21 protein-coding genes are annotated in these 22,037 nt (G+C 45.6%); 12 read left to right on the top strand and 9 right to left on the bottom strand.

The features are described from left to right. Nucleotides 1–22: 22 nt before the first annotated feature. The gene (locus K401_RS0108045) at nucleotides 23–946 is read left to right on the top strand and encodes an ArsR/SmtB family transcription factor (RefSeq protein WP_024292472.1); all 924 of its coding nucleotides are present in this window, start codon (nucleotides 23–25) and stop codon (nucleotides 944–946) included. Between the two features lie 591 nt (nucleotides 947–1,537). Here the strand turns inward: K401_RS0108045 and K401_RS31790 are convergent. Then, complete coding sequence (locus tag K401_RS31790) at nucleotides 1,538–2,179, bottom strand: nitroreductase (RefSeq protein ID WP_024292471.1); 642 nt, start codon at nucleotides 2,177–2,179, stop codon at nucleotides 1,538–1,540. 476 nt (nucleotides 2,180–2,655) lie between these two features. Between K401_RS31790 and K401_RS33535 the strand changes: the two genes are divergently transcribed. After that, nucleotides 2,656–3,297 (top strand): hypothetical protein, encoded by a 642-nt coding sequence (locus K401_RS33535; RefSeq protein WP_242842298.1) that lies wholly within the window; start codon nucleotides 2,656–2,658, stop codon nucleotides 3,295–3,297. An 11-nt stretch (nucleotides 3,298–3,308) separates the two neighbouring features. After that, a complete protein-coding gene (locus tag K401_RS33530; protein WP_242842350.1) occupies nucleotides 3,309–3,989 on the top strand; it encodes a transposase in 681 nt (226 codons plus the stop codon). A 205-nt stretch (nucleotides 3,990–4,194) separates the two neighbouring features. On the opposite strand, the gene K401_RS0108030 is transcribed toward K401_RS33530, so the two are convergent. The 3 genes from K401_RS0108030 to asnS all read right to left on the bottom strand — a co-directional run bounded on the left by K401_RS0108030 (nucleotide 4,195) and on the right by asnS (nucleotide 8,645). Further along, nucleotides 4,195–6,057: an ATP-binding protein gene (locus K401_RS0108030; RefSeq protein WP_024292470.1), complete on the bottom strand. Its 1,863-nt coding sequence runs from the start codon at nucleotides 6,055–6,057 to the stop codon at nucleotides 4,195–4,197. Nucleotides 6,058–6,061: 4 nt separating this feature from the next. Next, complete coding sequence (locus K401_RS0108025) at nucleotides 6,062–7,132, bottom strand: metallophosphoesterase family protein (RefSeq protein ID WP_024292469.1); 1,071 nt, start codon at nucleotides 7,130–7,132, stop codon at nucleotides 6,062–6,064. Nucleotides 7,133–7,253: 121 nt separating this feature from the next. After that, nucleotides 7,254–8,645 carry an asparagine--tRNA ligase gene (asnS, locus tag K401_RS0108020; protein WP_024292468.1) on the bottom strand — a complete coding sequence of 464 codons (1,392 nt, stop codon included), beginning with the start codon at nucleotides 8,643–8,645 and terminating at the stop codon, nucleotides 7,254–7,256. Between the two features lie 245 nt (nucleotides 8,646–8,890). Between asnS and K401_RS0108015 the strand changes: the two genes are divergently transcribed. The 5 genes from K401_RS0108015 (at nucleotide 8,891) to K401_RS0107995 (ending at nucleotide 13,148) form a co-directional block, all read left to right on the top strand. Next, complete coding sequence (locus tag K401_RS0108015) at nucleotides 8,891–10,165, top strand: glucose-1-phosphate adenylyltransferase (protein ID WP_024292467.1); 1,275 nt, start codon at nucleotides 8,891–8,893, stop codon at nucleotides 10,163–10,165. After that, a complete protein-coding gene (gene glgD, locus K401_RS0108010) occupies nucleotides 10,162–11,283 on the top strand; it encodes a glucose-1-phosphate adenylyltransferase subunit GlgD (RefSeq protein ID WP_024292466.1) in 1,122 nt (373 codons plus the stop codon). Before K401_RS0108015 ends, glgD begins: the two co-directional genes overlap by 4 nt. Nucleotides 11,284–11,308: 25 nt before the next feature. Continuing rightward, a complete protein-coding gene (spoVG, locus tag K401_RS0108005; RefSeq protein WP_024292465.1) occupies nucleotides 11,309–11,593 on the top strand; it encodes a septation regulator SpoVG in 285 nt (94 codons plus the stop codon). Nucleotides 11,594–11,735: 142 nt separating this feature from the next. Beyond that, nucleotides 11,736–12,722, top strand: a complete 987-nt coding sequence (locus K401_RS0108000) for a diaminopimelate dehydrogenase (protein ID WP_024292464.1) — start codon at nucleotides 11,736–11,738, stop codon at nucleotides 12,720–12,722. A 24-nt stretch (nucleotides 12,723–12,746) separates the two neighbouring features. Further along, on the top strand, nucleotides 12,747–13,148 hold the full coding sequence (locus K401_RS0107995; protein ID WP_024292463.1) for a DUF3783 domain-containing protein: 402 nt from the start codon (nucleotides 12,747–12,749) through the stop codon (nucleotides 13,146–13,148). Between the two features lie 128 nt (nucleotides 13,149–13,276). On the opposite strand, the gene K401_RS0107990 is transcribed toward K401_RS0107995, so the two are convergent. The 5 genes from K401_RS0107990 to K401_RS0107970 form a co-directional block, all read right to left on the bottom strand. Then, nucleotides 13,277–14,026, bottom strand: coding sequence for a phosphotransferase family protein (locus K401_RS0107990; RefSeq protein WP_024292462.1), 750 nt, complete (start codon nucleotides 14,024–14,026; stop codon nucleotides 13,277–13,279). Between the two features lie 136 nt (nucleotides 14,027–14,162). Next, the gene (glgB, locus tag K401_RS0107985) at nucleotides 14,163–16,073 is read right to left on the bottom strand and encodes a 1,4-alpha-glucan branching protein GlgB (RefSeq protein WP_024292461.1); all 1,911 of its coding nucleotides are present in this window, start codon (nucleotides 16,071–16,073) and stop codon (nucleotides 14,163–14,165) included. A gap of 4 nt (nucleotides 16,074–16,077) precedes the next feature. Beyond that, entirely contained in the window at nucleotides 16,078–17,412 is a 1,335-nt protein-coding gene (locus K401_RS0107980) for an alpha-amylase family glycosyl hydrolase (RefSeq protein ID WP_024292460.1), read from the bottom strand. Nucleotides 17,413–17,438: 26 nt separating this feature from the next. After that, complete coding sequence (locus tag K401_RS0107975) at nucleotides 17,439–17,657, bottom strand: YaaL family protein (protein WP_024292459.1); 219 nt, start codon at nucleotides 17,655–17,657, stop codon at nucleotides 17,439–17,441. A gap of 101 nt (nucleotides 17,658–17,758) precedes the next feature. After that, a complete protein-coding gene (locus K401_RS0107970; protein WP_024292458.1) occupies nucleotides 17,759–18,139 on the bottom strand; it encodes an ArsR/SmtB family transcription factor in 381 nt (126 codons plus the stop codon). A 401-nt stretch (nucleotides 18,140–18,540) separates the two neighbouring features. Between K401_RS0107970 and K401_RS31110 the strand changes: the two genes are divergently transcribed. The 4 genes from K401_RS31110 to K401_RS0107945 all read left to right on the top strand — a co-directional run bounded on the left by K401_RS31110 (nucleotide 18,541) and on the right by K401_RS0107945 (nucleotide 22,032). Continuing rightward, nucleotides 18,541–19,032 carry a prepilin peptidase gene (locus K401_RS31110; protein ID WP_024292457.1) on the top strand — a complete coding sequence of 164 codons (492 nt, stop codon included), beginning with the start codon at nucleotides 18,541–18,543 and terminating at the stop codon, nucleotides 19,030–19,032. Between the two features lie 18 nt (nucleotides 19,033–19,050). Next, entirely contained in the window at nucleotides 19,051–20,052 is a 1,002-nt protein-coding gene (locus K401_RS0107955) for a P-loop NTPase family protein (protein WP_024292456.1), read from the top strand. 71 nt (nucleotides 20,053–20,123) lie between these two features. Next, the gene (locus K401_RS0107950; protein WP_024292455.1) at nucleotides 20,124–21,305 is read left to right on the top strand and encodes a TadA family conjugal transfer-associated ATPase; all 1,182 of its coding nucleotides are present in this window, start codon (nucleotides 20,124–20,126) and stop codon (nucleotides 21,303–21,305) included. Beyond that, nucleotides 21,295–22,032 carry a type II secretion system F family protein gene (locus tag K401_RS0107945; RefSeq protein ID WP_024292454.1) on the top strand — a complete coding sequence of 246 codons (738 nt, stop codon included), beginning with the start codon at nucleotides 21,295–21,297 and terminating at the stop codon, nucleotides 22,030–22,032. The genes K401_RS0107950 and K401_RS0107945 overlap by 11 nt, the downstream gene beginning before the upstream one ends. Nucleotides 22,033–22,037 lie beyond the last annotated feature (5 nt).

The following is a 22,037-nucleotide window of genomic DNA, read 5'->3' as shown; positions in this document are numbered from 1 at the left end:
ACAAATGACAGGGAGTGGTGTTATGGCGAAGATCATTGATTTGGATATCGGAAATAAGGACGAGGTATGCAAGGTGGCGAAGGCATTGTCGTCGCCCATGAGGCTGGATATTCTGACCATGTTAAACTGCCGGGGTATGATTATTAGTGAGATTGCAAAGCAGCTGAATATTCCCCCCTCCAGCGCCGCGCTTCATGTGAAGGTGCTGGAGGAGGCCGGGCTGATTATGCTGGAAGAGCAGCCTGGGACGAGAGGGGCCACCAAGCTGTGCAACCGGAAGAAGGACATTGTGCATATAGAGCTGGTGGGAAGGCCCAAGGGGATCAGCGAGGTGGTATCGGTGGAAATGCCGGTGGGCTGCTTCAGCGAATGTCAGGTGATGCCGACCTGCGGGCTGGCAAATGTCGCCGGGATCATCGGATATGAGGATATCACCAGCTATTTCTACCATCCGAACCGTGTCAGCGCCGGGATCCTGTGGAGCTCCGGCGGCTTCGTCAAGTACCTGTTTCCCAACCTGATCCCCAAGACGCGGCAGCCAAAGACCCTCATGGTGTCGACGGAGCTCTGCTCCGAGGCACCCGGATATAATGAAAACTGGATTTCCGATATTACGCTGAAAATAAACGGCTGCGACTGCGGCTTCTACAGGAGCGGCGGGGATTACGGCGGCCGGAGAGGCCGTCTGACCCCGGAGACGAAAACGATCGGCAGCACACAGTACGGCAAGATGGTAAACTGGAGAATCGGTGCAAATGGCGTATTTATCGATGAGAAGAAGGTGAGCAGCGTGACCATCGACGAACTGCATATTATGGAACACGAGTCCGTGGAGGTCTGGATCGGCAATCAGGAGGGGATTAAGTTTTCCGGGGGATTTAATATCTTTGGGCGTGGATTCGGAGATTTTGACCAGGATATTTTGATGATATCGGAGTATATATAGAAAGCAGAAAATGCAGGACGCCGGACAATCTTTGATATCTGGCGTCCTATTGACATCTTCTTGAATGGGAATTTGAATGATTCTTAGCCAATATTTTATGAGGATTCCAACGGATATCGCGCGAACAAGTTAGCAATTCAGGCACAGGAGGTCACAAGAACAAGATGTTGGAGGAAAGACTGGGTACTGGAGTTCGATATCAAAGGTCTGTTCGATAACATACAGCACTCTCATTTAATGGAAATGGTCAGCAGGCATACAAAGGAGAAATGGATACTTCTCTATGTGGAGCGTTGTCTGAAAGCACCATTTCAAATATAAAAAGCGAAAAGTAAGAAGAGCCGAGCATTGGCCAGGAGAGCTAGCAAAGCGTGATAGAAATCTGTCTGCTCACTGGAAGTTTGGAATACTGCCATTGGTTGGGGAGCTGCAAAGAGAATCGAGGATGGCCAGAGAATACGCTTAAACGGAAGGCTATATCAAGATTTTAGAAGATAATCAGGTGATTTATGAAGAAGTAAATAAAAACAAATAATAATTTTGTATTGCCTTTACCTGGTACAAAACCGCAGAAAAATCCGTTGGATTGTATCAACGTAAACCAGCAGCTATCCTATGTTTTCTAAAAGATAAGAGTCTGCTGCGGAATTTATTAATCGGATGAAGGCTGTCCTCATATCCGATTGCGATCCCAGCTACTACCGACAGTTCGTCGGGAATGCCCAGCTCCGCATGAAGAATCTCGGGATACTGTACAAGACACCCCGCCGGCATCGTCGAAAGACCGTGTTCCAATGCCTTCAGCATGATGCCCTGAGAGAGCGCACCCAGGTCGAAGAACGATAATCCCGCCAGATTCTTGTCCATACATAAATAGATAACTGCGGGAGCGTTAAAAAAATTCCCCATCAGTTCCCCTATCTCTTTTACAGACTCTCCGGCAGCGGCGCTCATATCCGCAAGCAGCTCCTGCATACGGGCATGGTGGACAATTGGCATTTTTGACATATCAAGATCGGCTTGTGGCCTGTTTTGAGTATTGCTCAGAAATAACCGCTTGACCCTCTCCAGCGCATCGCCTCCGGCGACGAAAACTTCCCATGGCTGGGAGTTACCTCCGGATGCGGCGCGTGTCGCCGCCTCCAAAATGGTTTTAATGGTGTTCTGGTCAACCGGATCAGGCTTAAAGGACCTGCAGCCGTGACGGGCAAATAAAGCGTCAGTTACATTCATTTAAATACCTCCAGAATTTTTTTTAGTTTGTACGGGAAGCACATGTTTTACTTAGGATTGGCGTATCACTTCTGGTTACAGACATCTTTTCCGTTATGCCCGCCAGAGGCTTCCTCAGATACCCCCCCAAAAAAATGGTGTGAGGACTTATCAAAGCATTTCCCGAACGAATTTTCTGACAGATTCAATGTCTGCGGTATCCGGATGGCTTTTTGCTATGCCGCCGATTAGTTTAAACGGCCCCGCGGTGTCAAAACCCTTGCAGGCGAAACTGCCCGCGATTTTAGCACCTGATTTTTTTAGCAATTCTACGAGTGGCGCGTTATTGGACTCTGATTTATGGATCGTGACCCTGTTGAGCACGCAAAGCGTGCGAAATATAAACCATCAGCATAGCTCAACATCATAAACTTAAGGGATCTTTCTCTATATAGGCAGGTCCCTTTTTATATTGTAAAATATAGACAGGGGTGCCAATGAAAGCAACCTATATGAAAAGATTCCAAACACTTTCTCATGCATTGAAAAATACTGATCTAATGGAACGTGCAAGAATGGATGAGCATAACACATTTTCAAGAAAACGAAAAATGCCATTAGAGGATATTCTATTATCTTGCCTTACCAGAAAGAGGCTTACCACCACTTTAGAACTCCGTACATATTTCAAACAAAAAGAGGATTTGTCTATGGAAATATCGAAGCAAGGCTATCTGCAGCAAAGGAAACGATTGAACCCTGATATTTTTACTCATTTAAATGATCAATATTTAATGGATTTTTATAATTCTTCTGAAGTGAGTTTATGGAACGGCTTTCTTTTACTTGGAATTGATGGAAGCAAAGCGGAAGTACCAAATTCAGAAGGAAACCGATTATGTTTCGGCAAAAGTAATAACCAGCATTCTGAACAGGGGCAAATACGAGCATTAGTAAGTGGTATGTATGATATTTTAAACGGATTCTATTTGGATATCGGGGTTGCACATATTTCCACTAGTGAAACCGAAATGGCAAATGAAAATCTGGAGCATTTGAAAGTGCTAGGGATAAGATGCCCGATTTTGGTAATCTTCGATAGAGGGTATCCAGCTATGGAATTCATTGATTTTTTTTAGAAGAGGCAGGAATCCATTATTTATTCCGTCTTTCATCAAATGATTATAAAAAAGAACGTAATGAAATGAAATCGTCTGACAAGGCAGTAACATTACTCCATACATCACAACACCTTACAAAAATCCGGCAAAAACATCCAGAGAGATATCAGCATATGAAAGAAAAAGCTAACACAAACACCCGGATATCAAAGAGCTTTCTTCCTATGGGCAAGGAATTGGCATTAATGACGAATCTTTCTAAACATTACAGCGATAAGCAACTGCAGGATTTGTATTATAAAAGATGGGAAATAGAGAAAAAATATCATATTTTAAAAAATAAAATGAAATTTGAGAGTGTAACAGGAAAAGCTACAGTGTATGTGTATCAAGATTTTCGTGCACAATTACTGGTTTATAATATGATACAAGATGTCAGGAATGCCGCCAATGCCAATTTAAGAAAAAAGCATGCGTGGAAAATATATAAGTATTTCATGCAAACCAATGAAAATATAGCAATAGGTTTGTTTAAAGAAGAAATGATCAAAATTCTTCTGGAAACTGATCCCTTAAAAAGAGAAGAGCGACTCATAGAATTACAGGGCGAAATAGAAAAACATGTTTTACCTGTAAGAGACTTAAAAAGCGCTGAACGGAAGAAAAATATATCAAACAAATATAAAAATAATCAGAAGAATAGTTTTTAAAATGTCCATACTATCCAATTTAAGGGATAGTATGGGCATTTTTAGGAAAAGTAGATTATGACTTGGATAAACTGCAATCATAAAATAACAAATATTATTTCAACAGTAAAATTTAGTCAATTAATGATCTGAATTAGTTAAATACTTATCTTAAGTTTATGATGTTGCGTTTTACGGGTGGTCATGATTAAAATATTTTATACGGCTAAATTTCTACCAGATGATAAGGAATCAGGTTCGCTGTCAGCATCTGGGCCTCCCTCTGATGGCAGGTGAAGATGATGACCTGGTCGGAATAAGTGTTTACCAGCCACCTTAGGGCTGTACGGAGCCTGTCATCATCATACAGCACAAAGCTGTCGTCAAATATAAAGGGCATCCGCTCTGTCCCCTCCTGGATCAAAGTGGCGGCTGCCAGACGGAGCGCTAAATATACCTGGTCCATGGTACCGCTGCTGACCTGTTCTAAGGGAACCAGCTTTGTCTTTGTATTCAAAAAGACATTCAGGTTCTCATCCACGCTCATGCTGGTATAGATTCCCCCTGTGATACCTGCGATTAAGTCTGAGGCTGTTTTGTTTAAATATAAACCAAAGGAATCCCGGATGGAGGAGGAGAGGCTGGTCATGGTTTCCAGGGCCAGGTCAATGGCGGAAATTTCTTCCCTGATCCGGTCGTTCTCTGTCAGGATGTGCTTTAACCCTTCTGCCTGGGTCTTGCAGTTTGACAGATGCTCCAGCTTTTTTTCCAGCTCCCACTGGCTTTTCTGCTGCTTTTCAATGGACTCCCCGCAGTTTTCCTGCTTTTTTGAAAGTTCCTCAAGCTCTGAAGCCTTTTGTGCGATGACTGCTTCGGATTTGGAAACGGCGGAGCATAAGCGGGTAAATTCCGCCATCCTCGTCTGAAACGCCCGGATCGCTTCAGGACTGATCTCTGTATTTCCCAAATGCCTGGAAAGGATCTCCTGCAGGATCTTGGCGCTCATTTCCATGTCCTTTTGGCTGTGTCTCAGCCGCAAAAACAGGATTAAGCCGATCAGATAAAAGATCGTGGCAGTGCCGATAAAAATACCAAGCAAAAGGAGGAGGTCAAGCCCATAGTAGGCGGTAAAATAATTTGCTTCTCCCAGATAGTAAAGGACACCTGTGCCGCATAAAAGCAGGGTCGCAATGACCAGGGAAAGGATTGAACAGATTTTTCTCGGTTTTCTGTTACAGGCTGCCCTGGCATCCATGTATTCATCATAGCTTTCCTGAGCCTTTGCCTGGCAGGCGTTAATGGAAGCCTGGTCGGAAAAATGGTTGCTGGTCAATACCTGCCTGCCCCTGGCAGCTTTTTGAAGAAGCTCTTCCTTTTCTTTCTGATGCTCCTCCATGGAATTCTTCAGCTGGGACCGGAGCTTATGATATTCCTGAATCTGATTTTCATATTCCGGAGATGAGATTTCTTTTTCCGTGTTGCGGATCTCACTTAACAAAGAGGTGTAAGTGCGGGCCGCTTCCGGAACCATCTGGGATTCCAGCTCCTTTCTCTGGGATTTTAAAAAGGCGGCGGACTTGGTAATGTTAAGGGCCAGGTTTCCTGTTGTGTTTAAGTTTGCAATGTAATTTTTAAGTTCAGAAACCATGCCCTCATCGGTAGCGCTTTTTAACTGGCCGATGCTGACGGTGTTAATGTAGGCTGCCTCGCTTAAGCCGCACAATAAGTCGTCTAAAAATGCCTTTGTAGGCTCTACTTCCCGTCCGGCGGTTTCATCCACAATCTTAAATTCTTTTTTATTTTTCTGAAAGGTCCGTTCGATCCGGTAAATGTGATCCTTATGCTCTAACCGTATCTGCCCTTCATAGGTGCCGCTGTTTTCCCAGGGCTCATACTTTGTGTAAAGGTCATTCCGGGATGCGCGGCCTCTCTGGCGCTCAATGCCGAAAAGCATTCCCCTGATGAACGTATGGATGGTGGATTTTCCGGCCTCATTTTTGCCATATACAATGTTCAGCCCATCCCGGAAGGTAAGGTTTCTGCCATGGAATTTCCCAAAGCCATTGATATAGATATCAATTATTTTCATGGGGTCAGCTCCTTTCGTCCGTTGTGCGAAGCAATGCGTTGATGCCGTAATGAAGGGCCTTTTTTTCCACAGGGCTCATCTCCGGTTTTTGAAGGGCCTGAATAAAGAAGCCGATCATGTCGCTGGGATGTTCGGCGAACAATGCGGAAAAGTCATACTGAGGTTCTGACTCGTCAATGATTTCCATGATTTTAAACCGGGTGGACAACATCTCCAAGTCAAAGGAAATGTCAGGATCCCTCATGCCGCGGATCCGAAAACGGAATATGTTTTCCGGTCCCCGGTTCTGGATTTCCTGGGTGATTTTCATGGCAAGTTCCGTATTGGTAGTGGCAGTTGTTACATTGACGGCCAGGGAGATGTACTGAAGCTTTGCCATTGGAATGAACTTTAAGGAAGTTACCATGCGGGTCACTTCGTTGATCTCCCCAACCATCATGCCGTGCTGCCCTGATTCTGTCTTGTCCAGAGGCTCTAAGGAACCGGCAAATGCCATGCGGTTTTCCAAAAGGATCTCCGGCCGGTGGATATGCCCCATGGCGACGTAGGAAAAGTCCAGATTGGACATGGCGCCCTTGTCAAAGGGGATGTGGTTGGCGTCGCCGCCATGGCCTAAAAGAACATGGATGCGCCCGTTGTTAGGCACCTTTAAATGGTCAAGGCGGTTTTCCGGAATCTCTGATGTATGGTAGCTGAAGCCGTAAACCTCTGTATTGATATCCTTAAAGTAAACACTTTCTAACTCCTCTCCCATGAGATAAGACACATTGGGAGCCCAGGTAAAGCTTAACAGGGCGGAGTTGCTCCTGATGCGGTCGTGATTGCCGGCAATGATGACCACATGGACCTCCGGTATGGTGGAAAAAAGATAGTTTACTTCTTTTAAATCTCTGGCCAGGGGCTGCCGATGAAATAAGTCGCCGGAAATAAAGAGACAATTAGCTTCCAACGCTTTTGCCTGGCTGACCGTCTTTGCAAAGGTATCCTTAATGTCCTGATACCGTTCCTTGCTCCACGGCTTGTCGCTGTCCGGGCTCATGCCCCAGTGGACATCTGCAATATGTATGAATTTCATTGTCATTACCTCGCTGGTCCTCTGTACAAATGGTTACAGTTCGCCATGCCATTCATGATCCGGCGGCTGAACTGAAACCGCAAATTCCCTGCCGGTATGGAAGGGAATTTGCGGTACAGGATTAAAGTTCGCAGTTGCCTACGGTTCTTGGGAATGGAATCACGTCACGGATATTGGACATTCCGGTTAAATACATCACGCAGCGCTCAAAGCCAAGGCCAAAGCCTGCATGGCGTGTGGAACCAAATTTTCTTAAGTCAAGGTAGAATTCGTAATCCTCTTTCTTAAAGCCAAGCTCATCCATACGTGCCACCAGCTTGTCGTAGTTGTCTTCCCTCTGGCTTCCGCCGATGATTTCCCCGATTCCGGGAACCAGACAGTCCACGGCAGCCACGGTCTTGTTATCCGGATTCAGCTTCATGTAAAATGCCTTGATCTCCTTTGGATAATCCGTTACGAATACAGGTTTTTTATAGTGCTGCTCTGTTAAATAGCGTTCGTGCTCGGTTTGTAAGTCACAGCCCCAGAACACTTTATAATCAAATTCGTCATTGTGCTTCTCCAAAAGCTCAACGGCCTCGGTGTAGGTCACATGGGCGAATTCAGAGTTCAAAACATGATTTAAACGGTTAAGAAGTTCCTTGTCCACAAACTGGTTAAAGAAGTTCATCTCTTCCGGAGCATGCTCCAGAACAAAGCGGATCACATATTTGAGCATGGATTCTGCCAGTTCCATATCGTCTTCCAAATCAGCAAAGGCCATCTCAGGCTCGATCATCCAGAACTCCGCCGCATGGCGTGTGGTATTGGAATTTTCAGCGCGGAAGGTTGGGCCAAAGGTATAAATGTTGCGGAATGCCATGGCATAGGTCTCTCCGTTGAGCTGGCCGCTTACGGTTAAGTTGGTAGGCTTTTCAAAGAAGTCCTGGCTGAAATCCACAGCGCCCTCTGCTGTCTTTGGAATGTTTGTCAGATCCATGGTGGTAACCTGGAACATCTCCCCGGCTCCCTCGCAGTCGCTTCCAGTGATGATAGGAGTATGCACATAGACAAAATCTCTTTCCTGGAAGAACTGGTGGATAGCATAAGCGATCAGAGAACGAACACGGAAAACAGCCTGGAAGGTGTTGGTTCTGGGACGCAGATGGGAAATGGTTCTTAAATATTCAAAGGAATGGCGTTTTTTCTGAAGGGGATAATCCGGTGTAGAAGCTCCTTCAACGGTAATGCTGTCCGCCTGGATCTCAAAGGGCTGTTTTGCTTCCGGAGTGGCGACCAGAGTACCGGTGACGATGATGGCGGCTCCTACATTTAATCTGGATATCTCAGAGAAATTTTCCATGGTGTCATGATAGACGATCTGAAGTGTTTCAAAATAAGTTCCGTCATTTAAAACAATGAATCCAAATGCCTTGGAATCTCTTAAACTTCTCACCCAGCCTCCAACCGTAACCTGGGTATTAAGAAGTGATTCTTTGTCTTTATATATTTGCCTCACAGTGATTAAATCCATAATAGCTTCTCCTTTTACATGTTCGCATACTTATTAAGATTATACTGTATTTCGAGCATTGATTCAAGGGGGATAGGTATAAAAACGCAAGATATGGCTTAAAATGTAAAAGATTTAAAAAAAAGTAGAAAAATGTCGGAAAATGCACAAAAAATTATAGTTATAATTCAAAATTTTGTTCACTATTTTCCGAATATGTGTTATAATGCTAGTACAATAAAATTACAACAGCGAGAGGTGATAACGTGATCAAGAAAGAGATGATTGCCATGCTTTTGGCAGGCGGCCAGGGAAGCCGCTTAGGCGTGTTAACGCAAAAAGTGGCCAAACCAGCAGTATCATTTGGCGGCAAGTACCGTATTATTGATTTCCCACTGAGCAACTGTATTAATTCAGGAGTGGATACGGTGGGAGTTCTTACCCAATATCAGCCATTGCGTTTGAACACCCATATCGGGATCGGGATCCCATGGGATCTAGACCGGAACGTTGGCGGCGTTACGATCCTCCCTCCCTATGAGAAGAGCATGGGCAGTGACTGGTACACTGGAACGGCCAATGCCATCTATCAGAACCTCGAGTATATGGAGACTTACAATCCGGACTATGTCCTCATATTGTCAGGCGACCACATATATAAGATGGATTACGAGGTCATGCTGGAGTATCATAAGGCGAATAATGCTGATATCACCATTGCTGCTATGCCGGTGCCGATTGAGGAGGCCAGCCGTTTTGGAATCCTGATAACTGATGAGAATAACCGGATTACAGAATTTGAGGAGAAACCGGAAAATCCAAGAAGCAACCTGGCATCCATGGGTATCTACATATTCAGTTGGAAAGTGTTAAGAGAGGCACTGATCAAGATGTCTGAAGTTCCCGGCTGTGATTTCGGCAAGCACATCATTCCCGACTGCTTCGAATCAGGAGACCGGGTATTTGCCTACGAGTACAATGGCTACTGGAAGGATGTGGGAACCTTAAGCTCTTACTGGGAAGCCAACATGGAATTGATTGATATCATTCCGGAATTTAATCTTTACGAAGAATACTGGAAGATCTACACCAAGAGCGACATCATACCGCCTCAGTACGTGTCAGAAGAGGCTGTCATAAACAGAAGTATCATTGGAGAAGGGTCGGAAATCTGCGGGGAAGTCCATAATTCCGTCATAGGTGCCGGCGTTACCATTAAACCGGGAGCCGTGATCAGGGATTCCATTATTATGAGGGAGTGCGTGATAGGAGAAAACGTTAAGATCCAGAAGGCCATTATCGCTGAAAATGTGAAAATAGGTGCAAACTCTGAGCTTGGTTTTGGGGAATTTGCTCAAAGCAAATACGATCCCAAGGTCTACCAGTCCGATCTGGTAACAGTCGGTGAGAACTCGACCATACCGGAAAATGTGAGGATTGGTAAGAATACGGCAATTGTCGGTGAGACAGCAGCAGAAGATTATGCTGACGGAGAGCTGGCTGGCGGAGACTACATCATAAAGGCAGGTGGCATACGATGAGAGCGATAGGAATTGTATTAGCAGGCGGAAACAGTAAGAGAATGCGGGAATTATCCAATAAAAGGGCAATTTCGGCCATGCCCATTGCAGGAAATTACCGCAGCATTGATTTTGCCCTCAGCAATATGACGAATTCTCATATTCAGAACGTAGCGGTTTTGACTCAGTATAATTCCAGATCACTTCATCTGCATTTAAGCTCTTCCAAGTGGTGGGATTTTGGAAGAAAGCAGGGGGGATTATTTGTATTCACTCCAACCATAACTGCAGAAAGCAGTGACTGGTACAGGGGGACCGCAGACGCGCTTTACCAGAACCTCACATTCTTAAAAAACAGCCATGAACCCTATGTGGTCATTGCGGCCGGCGACGGCATCTACAAGCTGGATTATGGCAAGGTTCTGGAATATCATATTGAGAAAAAGGCAGATATTACTGTGGTTTGTACGGAGCTTCCCGGGGGAGAGGATATCACCCGGTTCGGACTGGTGAGGACCAATGAAGACGGAAGGATCACGGATTTTGAAGAAAAGCCCATGGTGGCTTCTTCCAATATCGTATCCTGCGGTATTTACGTCATCCGCAGACGGCAGCTGATCGAGCTCATTGAGCGCTGCGCCATGGAAGACCGTTATGATTTCGTAAGTGATATTTTAATACGGTACCGGAACTTAAAGAGAATTTATGCTTATAAGATGAACACCTACTGGAGGAATATCGCTTCTGTTGAGTCTTATTACAAGACTAACATGGATTTCCTGAAGTCGGAAGTGAGGGATTATTTCTTCCGCCAGTACCCGGATGTTTATTCTAAAATAGATGATTTGCCTCCGGCAAAGTATAACCCTGGTGCCGTGGTAAAGAACAGCCTGATATCCAGCGGCAGCATTGTCAATGGAGTGGTTGAAAATTCAGTTCTGTTTAAGAAGGCATATGTGGGTAATAACTGTGTCATTAAGAATTCAATCATTTTAAATGATGTATACATAGGTGACAATACGGTTATTGAAAATTGTATCGTGGAGAGCCGGGACACCATCCGGGCCAATACCACCCATATAGGTACACCAAACAATATAAAAGTTGTTTTAGAGAAAAACGAAAGATACACATTATAAGGAAATGTGGGGGAAGGGGCTTGACATGCAGATTACAGACGTGAGGGTTAGACGCATTGAAAAAGAAGGAAAAATGAAAGCTATTGTATCCATTACATTGGACAATGAATTTGTGATTCATGACATTAAGGTGATTGAAGGAGAAAAGGGATTATTTATTGCTATGCCCAGCCGTAAGGCAGCTGACGGGGAATACCGGGATATCGCACATCCCATTAATTCCGATACGCGGGATATGATCCAGAAGGTCATTCTGGACAAATATGAGACCACGGCATTGGAAATGCCGGACGCAGAGGCATTGGCTTAATAAGATTTTGAATCCGCAGGCAGAAGGTTGATTCTGCCTGCGGATTTTTTCTATTACAGACTCTCCGAAAATACAGGATTTACATGAGACTCCTTTTAGAGTTATAATGTAAAAAATATTTTTTTGAAAGGTAGATGAACATATGACAATTAAAATAGGTATTGCAGGCTATGGAAATTTGGGAAAAGGAGTGGAGTGCGCTATCCGCCATAATCCGGATCTGGAGCTTTCTGCCGTGTTTACCAGAAGAGATCCGGCCTCAGTAACCCTTCTCACTCCAGGCGTAGAAGTGTATTCCATGGATGAAGCCATTTCAAAAAAGGATACCATTGATGTAATGATCCTCTGCGGCGGAAGCGCTGTGGATCTTCCAGTGCAGACCCCTCTTCTTGCCAGACATTTCAACGTGGTGGACAGCTTTGATACCCACGCTAAAATCCCTCAGCATTACGAAGCGGTGGATGAAACGGCTAGGGAAGGGAATAAGATAGGGATCATATCCGTAGGCTGGGATCCGGGAATGTTTTCTTTAAACCGCCTGTATGCTGGTGCTGTTTTACCTGGCGGTCATGATTATACGTTCTGGGGCAGGGGCGTGAGCCAAGGCCATTCCGATGCTATCCGCAGGATCCAGGGTGTAAAGGATGCCAGACAGTACACCATTCCGGTGGAAAAAGCCCTTGAGGCGGTCAGAGGCGGGAAGAATCCGGAGCTGTCCACCAGGGAAAAGCATACACGTGAATGCTTTGTAGTGGCTGAAGAGAATGGGGACTTAGATAAGATCAGGGAAGAGATCGTGACAATGCCTAATTATTTTGCAGATTATGATACCACGGTTCATTTCATAAGCGAAGAGGAGCTTAACAGGGATCATAAGGGGATCCCTCATGGTGGATTTGTCATAAGGACCGGAAGGACAGGCTGGGAGGATGAGAACAGCCATGTGATCGAATACAGTCTGAAGCTGGATTCCAATCCGGAATTTACGGCCTCCGTGCTGACGGCCTATGCAAGAGCTGCTTACCGGCTGAATAAAGAAGGCCAGAGCGGCTGCAAAACCGTGTTCGATATAGCTCCGGCTTATTTAAGTGCATTAAGCGGAAGCGAGCTTCGGGGAAATCTGTTATAAATTCAGAGGCAGGAGGAATGGAAAATGGCAGCGAGAAAGGAAATGGTTCTGTATTATCAGCCTGAAAAGGACAAGCAGAGCGGAAATGATACAAAGGCCGCCAAGCTAAAGGCAGTTCTGATCCGGATGGGCATACGGATTAAAAATATTTCTCCGGATCAGATGGGCCAGACCATAGGATATCTGGCAGGTTTTGACGGTTTTGAAGAGATAAAGCAGGAGGAATGCCCTGATGTGGAAGAGGAGATCCTTGTGATGAAGAATTTTTCAAACAGCCGGATCGATGAACTGCTCTTAAACTTAAGGCGGGCAGGTGTACCTAAAATCGACTTAAAGGCGGTAATTACCGATACCAACTGCAAATGGAAATTCCATGACTTGTATCTGGAGCTTAAGAAAGAACATGATACCATGTCCGGGTCATAAGCGTTTGGAAACGCCGGGAGTAACTGCCGGCAGCAGCATGATAGAAAACCATATAAAAGTGCAAAAAAACGCGTTTTGAAGGAGGCTTTTACAGCCTGATCAAAACGCGTTTTCTATGCTAAGAAGCTCTACTGATAATCACAAACATTGGCCCATTGATGAAGCAGTTCCGCTTCTTCCGGCCGTTTTTTTGAAAGCTGGGCAGCCGCAACAATGGGAAGCCAGCTCTGTACATATTTCTTTGCCGTTCCGGTCTTCTTACAAAACAGGTTCATATACATATCCGCCTTATTCTGGTCCTGCAGGCAGAACAGCAGGTAGGTTCTTGCCACATCGGCACTGGCATTTCCCTGGGTCGCATGAACCCAGTCCAGAACAAACATGGTTCCGTCATCCTTTACCACAATATTACTGGGGTTAAAATCTCCGTGGCATAATTTCGTATGCTTGGGCATGCTGTCCAGCTGTGTCCGCATATCATATCTGGTCACATCGCCTAATTCTTCCGTGTCCAGGATCTGCCGTGACATTTTATCCTTCAGCTTGTTAAGTAGCGGGCACTGCTTTGACAGGATGTTTAAGTGAAGATCAACCATATTATCCATGTATTCCGGCAGTTTGTCAGGATTTTCATCCATGAGCTGTTGGAGAGTCTTGCCTTCGATGAAATCAAAGGTAATGGACCATTTGCCTTCGAAAACGCCAACTTCTAGAACCTTGGGAACATTGATTCCGCCGACTTCTTCCACGCGCGCGGTAATCAATGCTTCATTCAATACATCTGCCTTTGGAAAATCAGCGTTAAAAACCTTGATCGCCTTATCTCCATCACGAAAGACACTTTTTGTTGCAGTTGTAGCAATTAATTCTGCTGCCATAAGAACCTCTCCTTCCATCACCATTCGTCTGAACCATTATGTAATGATTTTGTACTTATATTTTACTACAAATCCAGTAAAAAGTATAGCTTGTTTTAAGATATATCAGGAAAAAATTACTGAATATATCTGATGACTAAAAACGGAAAACAGCTGCGCCGTAAGCCGGAAGCTTGTAAGAGAAAGAGTAATCCTGCCCATCCCATTCTGTCTTTGCAGAGCGGAAGGAAGGAGCCTTTTCTCCCCGCTTGTACAGTCCGTGGCTCTCATCTAAAACCAGGGTATAGGTTCCCCGTTTCGGAACGCCGACCCGGTAATCAGGACGCTCTACCGGAGTAAAGTTCAAGACAAACAGTAAGCTCCGCTTATGATCCTTGCTGTACCGGATAAAGCTGAAGATGCTGCGTTCGCTATCGTTGGCATTGACCCAGTAAAAACCCTCCCAGTCATAATCCTTCTCATAAAGTGCCGGATATTTCTTATACAGGTGGAGGAGGTCACTTACATAATTTTTAAGGCTTTTGCCTAAAGGCTCCTCAGATAAATACCAGTCCAGGGATGTCTTTTCATCCCATTCATGGAACTGACCGAAATCCTGCCCCATAAACAGCAGCTTTTTGCCTGGATGGCCCAGCATAAATGTATATCCCAGCTTTAAATTAGCGAATTTATCTTCCAGTAGTCCCGGCATTTTATGGATCATAGAGCATTTTAAATGCACTACCTCATCATGGGACAATACCAGTATATAGTTTTCGCTGGTAAAATATGTAAGGCCAAAGGTCATTTTGTGGTGGTTGTATTTGCGGAAATAGGGGTCCAGCTTCATGTATTCAAGAAAATCATGCATCCAGCCCATGTTCCATTTGAAGGTAAAGCCAAGTCCGCTTTCTTCCTGGTCTCCTGTGACCTTTGGCCAGGCAGTGGATTCTTCAGCAATGACAATGGCCCCGTTTCCCCGCTTTTTAATGACACTGTTTAAATGCTTGAAAAACTCAATGGCCTCCAGGTTCTGGTTGCCTCCGTACTGGTTTGGCACCCATTCTCCCTTGCTTCTTCCATAATCCAGATAGAGCATCGAAGCCACCGCATCCACCCGCAGTCCATCCACGTGGAATTTCTCCACCCAGTAAAGGGCATTGGCAATGAGGAAATTATCCACTTCATATTTACTGTAATCAAAGACCTTTGTCCCCCAATCCGGATGCTCTCCTTTCCTGGGGTCCGCATATTCATAGCAGGCCTCTCCGTCAAAGTCTGCCAGGCCGTGGGCATCCTTGGGAAAGTGAGCCGGAACCCAGTCCAGAATGACTCCGATTCCTTTTTTGTGCATATAATCAACGAAATACATGAACTCTCTTGGGGTTCCATACCGGGACGTGGGAGCAAAATATCCTGTCACCTGGTATCCCCAGGAGCCGTCATAGGGATGCTCTGCGATTCCCATCAGCTCCACATGGGTGTAGCCCATTTCCAGGACATAGTCTGCCAGCTCATGAGCTGCTTCGATGTAGGTATAAAACCCATCTTTTTCATCCCTGTTTTTCTTCCGCCAGGAGCCTAAATGTACCTCATAGATGCTGAAAGGTTCATTTAGCGGGTCTATTATCTTCCGCTTTTCCATCCAGGCTCCATCCTTCCAGGGAAATCCGGATAAATCCGCTGTAACAGAAGCGGTCTGGGGACGGTATTCTGCCTGAAAGGCGTAGGGATCCGCTTTAAAAAGGATCTTGCCGCTTCTGGCGGTAATTGCATATTTATACAGTTCTCCAATGCCTAAATCCGGAACAAAAGCTTCCCATATCCCGGAATCGGCAAGGAGGGTCATGGGAGTTGCTTCCGGATCCCAGCCGTTAAAATCTCCCACCACTCCTACCTGACTGACATGAGGTGCCCAAACGGCAAAATACATCCCGTCGTTTCCTTCATGGTTTTCCGGATGAGCACCCAATTTTTCGTAGATTTCGTAATGTCTTCCGTTGTTATAAAGATACCGGTCAACCTCCGTGATAAAACCTGTTCCGATTTCATTTCTCTCTTTTTCCATTTGCTCATTCCTCCATGATCTTTAAGATAACGCCCCGGTTAGCCGGTATGGTCAATCCGATTCTATGGTCAGTCACTGGAAATACTTCTCCATCAAGCAGATTCACGGCAGTATTTCCCTCACAAGGGCAGGGTATAGTAACAAATGCATCGGCCTTATCGTTATTGACCGCAGTGATGACGGCCCGTCTTTCCTGAAAACGAGCAAAAGCGTACTGCCGGTTGGTTAGGAGAAGCTCCTGGTACCGCCCTCCATGAAATTCCGGATTTTCTTCATGGATATGTCCCAGCTTGCTGATAAAGTCCTGAAGAGGGCAGGAAAGCTCCCTGATCTCAGAAAAAGAAATTCTGGGACGAAGCATGGAGTCTTCCGTATTGGTCCGTTTTCCTTCCAACCCAAACTCGCTGCCATAATAGACAGAGGGGATTCCGGGAAGGGTGAATAGCAGAGTATAAACCGGATAAAGATGACTGGGATCATGAAGTTTGCTTGCGATCCGGTTTTCGTCATGATTGTCCACAAAGGTATAGAGCCGGGAGCCAATGGATTCCAGCCTCTTTACGTTGTGGGCGATTTCAAAATAATTGTGGTCATTATGACCGGAATAAATGCTTTTATGTAATTCATAATTAGTGACAGAATGCAGCATCTCTTGATTGACCCATCTGCCGTATTCTCCATGGATGACTTCTCCCATGAGCCAGAAATCTTCCTTCATGTCCATGGTGTGCTCCCGCAGTTCTTTCATAAAACAAAAATCCAGCACATTGGCGCAGTCAAGGCGTATCCCGTCAATGTCAAAGGTATTGATCCAGAACTGTACGGTATCAAATAAATACTGCTTTACTTCAGGATTAAAAAGATTAAGGCAAGGAAGTTCTAAGTGTCCCTGCCACCCTTCGTAGCCGAAAGAATCTCCCAGGGGGCTGTTTACGGCAAAATTAATTCCCCGGTACCATTCTCTGTAAGGAGAATTCTCTCTGTGCTCCAGGATATCCTGAAATGCGAAAAATTCCCGGCCCGTGTGGTTAAAGACGCCGTCAACCACGACCTTAATGCCCGCCTCGTGGCAGCTGGAAACAAACTCCTGAAAACCTTCCCTGCCGCCGAGGCGGCGGTCCACCATACGGTAATCACGTGTATCATACCCATGGGTAGAGGATTCAAACAGTGGCCCGATGTAGATCGCATTACATCCAAGAGACCGGATGTGGGAAATCCACTGGCAAAGCTCTCCAAAACAGTCTGCAACAGAGGATTCTCTGTTTTCTTTTGGAGCGCCCACAAGCCCCAGGGGATAGATGTGATAAAAAACTCCCCTTTCATACCACTTGCTCATATACTTATCCTCCAGATTATAGTAGTTTATACCTCCCGGCTTTTGAAACGGCGCAGAAGGAACTGATAACGCAGCTGAGCCGCGTTAAGCTCGTAAATATAACAATCAATAAGCGTTGGATCAACCACCTGTTCAAAGTGGTTTCTGGCGGCATCAATGGCGGTTTTGGAACGTTCAATTTCATGTCTTAAATTCCGCTCTTCCTCTGATGGAGCCAGATGTCTTTTTAAAAGGCCATTTTTCATTTTATCATCTCCAGACATATAATTTGCAACTAAATGCTATAATTTCAGTATGTCTGGAAATTGGAACTTTATTCATAAATTACCTGTATAACATTTATAATTTATGAAACCCGGTTCATCAGCTCCTGCAAATACTGGCCAAGGGAACAAAGCTTTTTTGTGCTGTCCCCGATGGTTAAATAATAATAATTAGCTGTCCCCTCCTGGCGGACACTTACAAGGCCCGCATCTTTTAAAATTTTTAAATGATGGGAAATGGCAGGCCGGGATAATCTGGTCATCTCCGTAATTTCCTTTACATTCATCCCCTGCCGGGGCTGCAGCTTTAAGCCGTCCCCCATGTTTGCAACGTCGTTCCCCAGGTTATCATAAAGGCCCATACGGGCGAGGCCTTCAATAATGGACAGGCGGACTTCATCTCCCAGAGCGATAAAAATCGGCATGCAATTCTGGAAAAGGTCGTTAAAACCCTCGGCTTGCATGGTCGCATCCCTCCTTTGGTTTAAAAAAGTAAACTAATAACATTTTATCATCCTGGCAGGATAACGTCAATGTTTTATCGGCAAAATTTTGTGATTTATGCTGCGAAATTTGAAGAAAAAGAGAAAAAATTGTTGAAAATAACAAAAATACTGCAAAGAATTATCTGATTACAAAAAGGCACAAAAAACATGTATACAGCATTTCTATAAAAAAACGGTTGACAATTCACCTCCCCTTGTGCATAATAAAGGCACATTCTTATATGCATTCCGCATACAGCATTTCAATAATTTTCAAAGAATTATGGATGACTGATTCCATAATCAAAGCTGATTTTCCAGCATGAATTCCAGGTTCAGATTTTAAGAAAAGAGGGGATTATATCGTTCAATATGTTATTTTGCTGCTGATTTTAGGAGCAGGGGCTTACTTTGATGTCCGTAAACACCGGATTCCCAACTGGCTGGTGCTTTCAGGGATCATCATCGGCTTTTTATTTGAGATCTTTGGGTCGGGGAAGCTTATGGGGAGCCTTTTATTTTCCTTAAGGCTTGTGGCTGTGACCGGGGCATTCTTTTTATTGTTCCTGTGCCGGATGGTGGGTGCAGGAGATATTAAGCTGGCTGCTTTGATATGCGGTTTTCTGGGGCTTAGAGCGGGCGCTCTGGCAGTTGGAGCTGGTTTTCTTATAGGGGCTTTCTGGTCCTTTATCAAAATGGCGGAAAGGGGCATTCTTTTTACCCGTCTTATCTGTCTTCTTGCCTATATCAGGCACATATTTCAAACAGGGAAATTTACAACCTACTACGATCCTGTCCGTGATGGATACGATGTGGTGATACCTTTGGGGCTGTGTCTGTTTTTGGGTACGCTGTGCTCCATGTTTTTCTGAAAATAAGGAGGTTTTGTTTTGTCAAAGAGAGTGATGGCGGTTTATGACGCAGATCCTTTGTATACGGAGGGATTTGCAGAATTTGTAAGCAGAAAGGAACAGATCCCGTTTTCAGTCATAGCGTTTACGGCCCTGGAGCTGCTGAAGGCATATGGGGAAGACCACAAGATAGAGCTTTTGCTCATTGACTCCTCCGTTTCCCGTGAGGAAATAGAAAAAATAGGAGCAGCCTTTGTGGTCATGCTGGCTGAAGGGGAGGTGGTTTTGGCGGAGGGACAGTACCCAAGTGTCTGCAAATACCAGGCAGCAGATGGAATCATGCGTGAGGTGATGAAGCATTACTGTGACAATCCAGGGGAAGGGGGATATGCCATGGTTTCAAGGACAGGCAGGATCATTGGGGTCTATTCCCCCATAAACAGGTGTTTAAAGACTTCTTTTGCCCTTACCATGGGACAGCTGCTGGCCAGGGATTTAAAGGTCCTTTATATGAATTTTGAGGATTGCTCCGGCTTTGGACGGCTGATGGGAGAAGAATACAGAGGAGGCTTATCTGATCTTTTGTATTATTACAGCCAGGAGGGATTTCGATGGAGCCGTCTTGGGGCCGTTGTTTATACCTGGGGGGATTTGGATTATGTGCCTCCGGTGGAATATCCTGAGGACCTTTGCCAGGTGACTGGGCAGATGATGGCGGACCTGGTAAGCCATATTGCAGGGGAAAGCACCTATGGATCCATTATTCTGGATCTGGGCCAGTTTGGAAAGAAGGCGGCAGAGGTGCTGGAGGTATGCGATGCGGTATACATGCCTGTTAAGGATGACTGCGTGTCCGCGGCAAAGGTGGAGGAATTTGAGGAATACTTGACATCATCCGGCCGTGAGGCTCTTAAAAGCAGAATCCATAAGATAAAACCTCCTTACCACAGCAGCTTTGGGCGGAGGGATAATTATTTAGAGCAGCTTTTGTGGGGGGAATTGGGAGATTATACAAGGCAGCTTTTGAGGAAATACCCATAGGCTGCAAAGGAATTGTGCAGGGAGGAACAGCCATGGAAGATGGGCAGAGAAGGAAGCTGCGGGAAGAAATCATGGGAGAATTAGATGAACGGCAGCAGGTGGCCGATGAGGAGCTTTATGACATCATAGACGGACGGATTCTGGAATATGGACAAAGCAGCTTTCTTCCCCTGAAGGATAAGATGGAGCTTCGGAACCGGCTTTTTGATTCCTTCCGGCGGCTGGGAGCGCTTCAGGAGCTGGTGGATGACCAGGATGTGACGGAGATCATGGTAAATGGGGCTGACATGGTCTTTGTAGAGAGAAATGGGCGCATGGAGCAGTGGGGCAGGGCCTTTGAAAGCCAGGAGCAGTTAGAGGATACCATCCAGCAGATCGTCAGCAGAGTAAACCGGACAGTAAACGTATCAAGACCCATTGCAGATGCCAGGCTGTCCGACGGTTCCAGGGTCCATGTGGTGCTGCCGCCCATCGCCCTGGACGGCCCTTCGGTGACTATCCGGAAATTCCCCAAACCAATTACCATGACAAGGCTCTTAAGGCTTGGATCAGTCACGGAGGAGGCTGTAAGTTTCTTAAAATGCATTGTGGAGGCCGGATACAATATTTTTATCAGCGGCGGGACCAATTCAGGAAAAAGCACGTTTCTAAATGCGCTGTCCGCCTATATTCCAAAGGATGAGCGGATCGTGACCATTGAGGATTCCGCGGAATTAAAAATTACCCATGTGGCAAACCTGGTGCGTCTGGAAACCAGGGAGGCCAATGGGGAAGGAGATGGGGAAGTGACCATCGGGGACCTGATCCGGGCGGCTTTGCGGATGAACCCCAGCAGAATTATCGTTGGAGAGGTGAGGGGAAAGGAGGCTCTGGACATGATATCGGCCATGAACACCGGACATGACGGGAGCCTTAGTACCGGACATGGAAACAGTCCCAGGGACATGCTTTCGAGGCTGGAGACCATGGTGCTTATGGGGGCGGATATTCCGCTCGCAGCGGTCAGAAGCCAGGTGGCGGCAGCAATTGATATTTTAATTCACTTAGGGCGGTTGAGAGATAAAAGCAGGAGGGTCCTGTCCATTGTGGAGGTGGTTGGTTATGAGAATGGAGAAATTAAGCTCAATCCGTTATACCGGTTTGAGGAAGATTACGAAGGCCGGGAAGCGGGACCGGCCGTACAGGGAAGTCTTAAAAAGGTGGGAAGCCTTCAAAACACCGAAAAACTTAAAGCAGCAGGCATTGAGATATGACGATTATGTCCTGACACCGGCTCAGTGGTGCCTGTATGGATTTCAGGGCCTGGGGGCAGCAGGGCTTTTCGCTTACGTCTTTTACCGCAGCATTGCGGCATTTCTGTTATTTCTTCCAATGGTTTTTATTTTTCCCATAATCAGAAAAAGAGAACAAAAAGAAAAAAGGCTTCAGCAGCTGAATCTGGAATTTAAAGAGGGCATCCTGCTTTTAGCTTCTTTCCTAAGCGCCGGGTACTCTGTGGAAAATGCGTTCTCCGCTTCTGTAAAGGAATTGGTTTTGCTTTATGGGGAGGAAGGGATGGTTTCGAAGGAATTCACCCACATTGAGAGCCAGATCCGGATGAACCGATCGGTGGAGCAGGCGTTTTCCGAATTTGCAGGACGCAGCGGCCTTGATGATGTTAAGAACTTTGCAGAAGTGTTTGCCGCTGCAAAACGAAGCGGGGGAGAGCTGGTTCCCATTATCAGCCATACGGCGGATGTGATAAGGGATAAGGTGCAGGTGAGGCAGGAGATCCTGACCATGACAGCCTCAAAACAGTTTGAACAAAGGATTATGAGTATGATCCCCTTTTTCATTGTCCTTTATATTGATATGACTTCGCCCGGCTTTTTTAACATCATGTACAGTACTGGGATCGGAAGGATTCTTATGACTCTTTGTTTGGTTATTTACATCACGGCCATAGCCATTGCAAGGCTGATCATGAAAATCGAAGTGTGAAAGGA

It is taken from the genome of Lacrimispora indolis DSM 755, from assembly GCF_000526995.1.
Taxonomy (GTDB): domain Bacteria; phylum Bacillota; class Clostridia; order Lachnospirales; family Lachnospiraceae; genus Lacrimispora; species Lacrimispora indolis.
The sequence above is the reverse complement of the archived record's forward strand: the minus strand, read 5'-3'. Positions and strand labels throughout refer to the sequence as shown.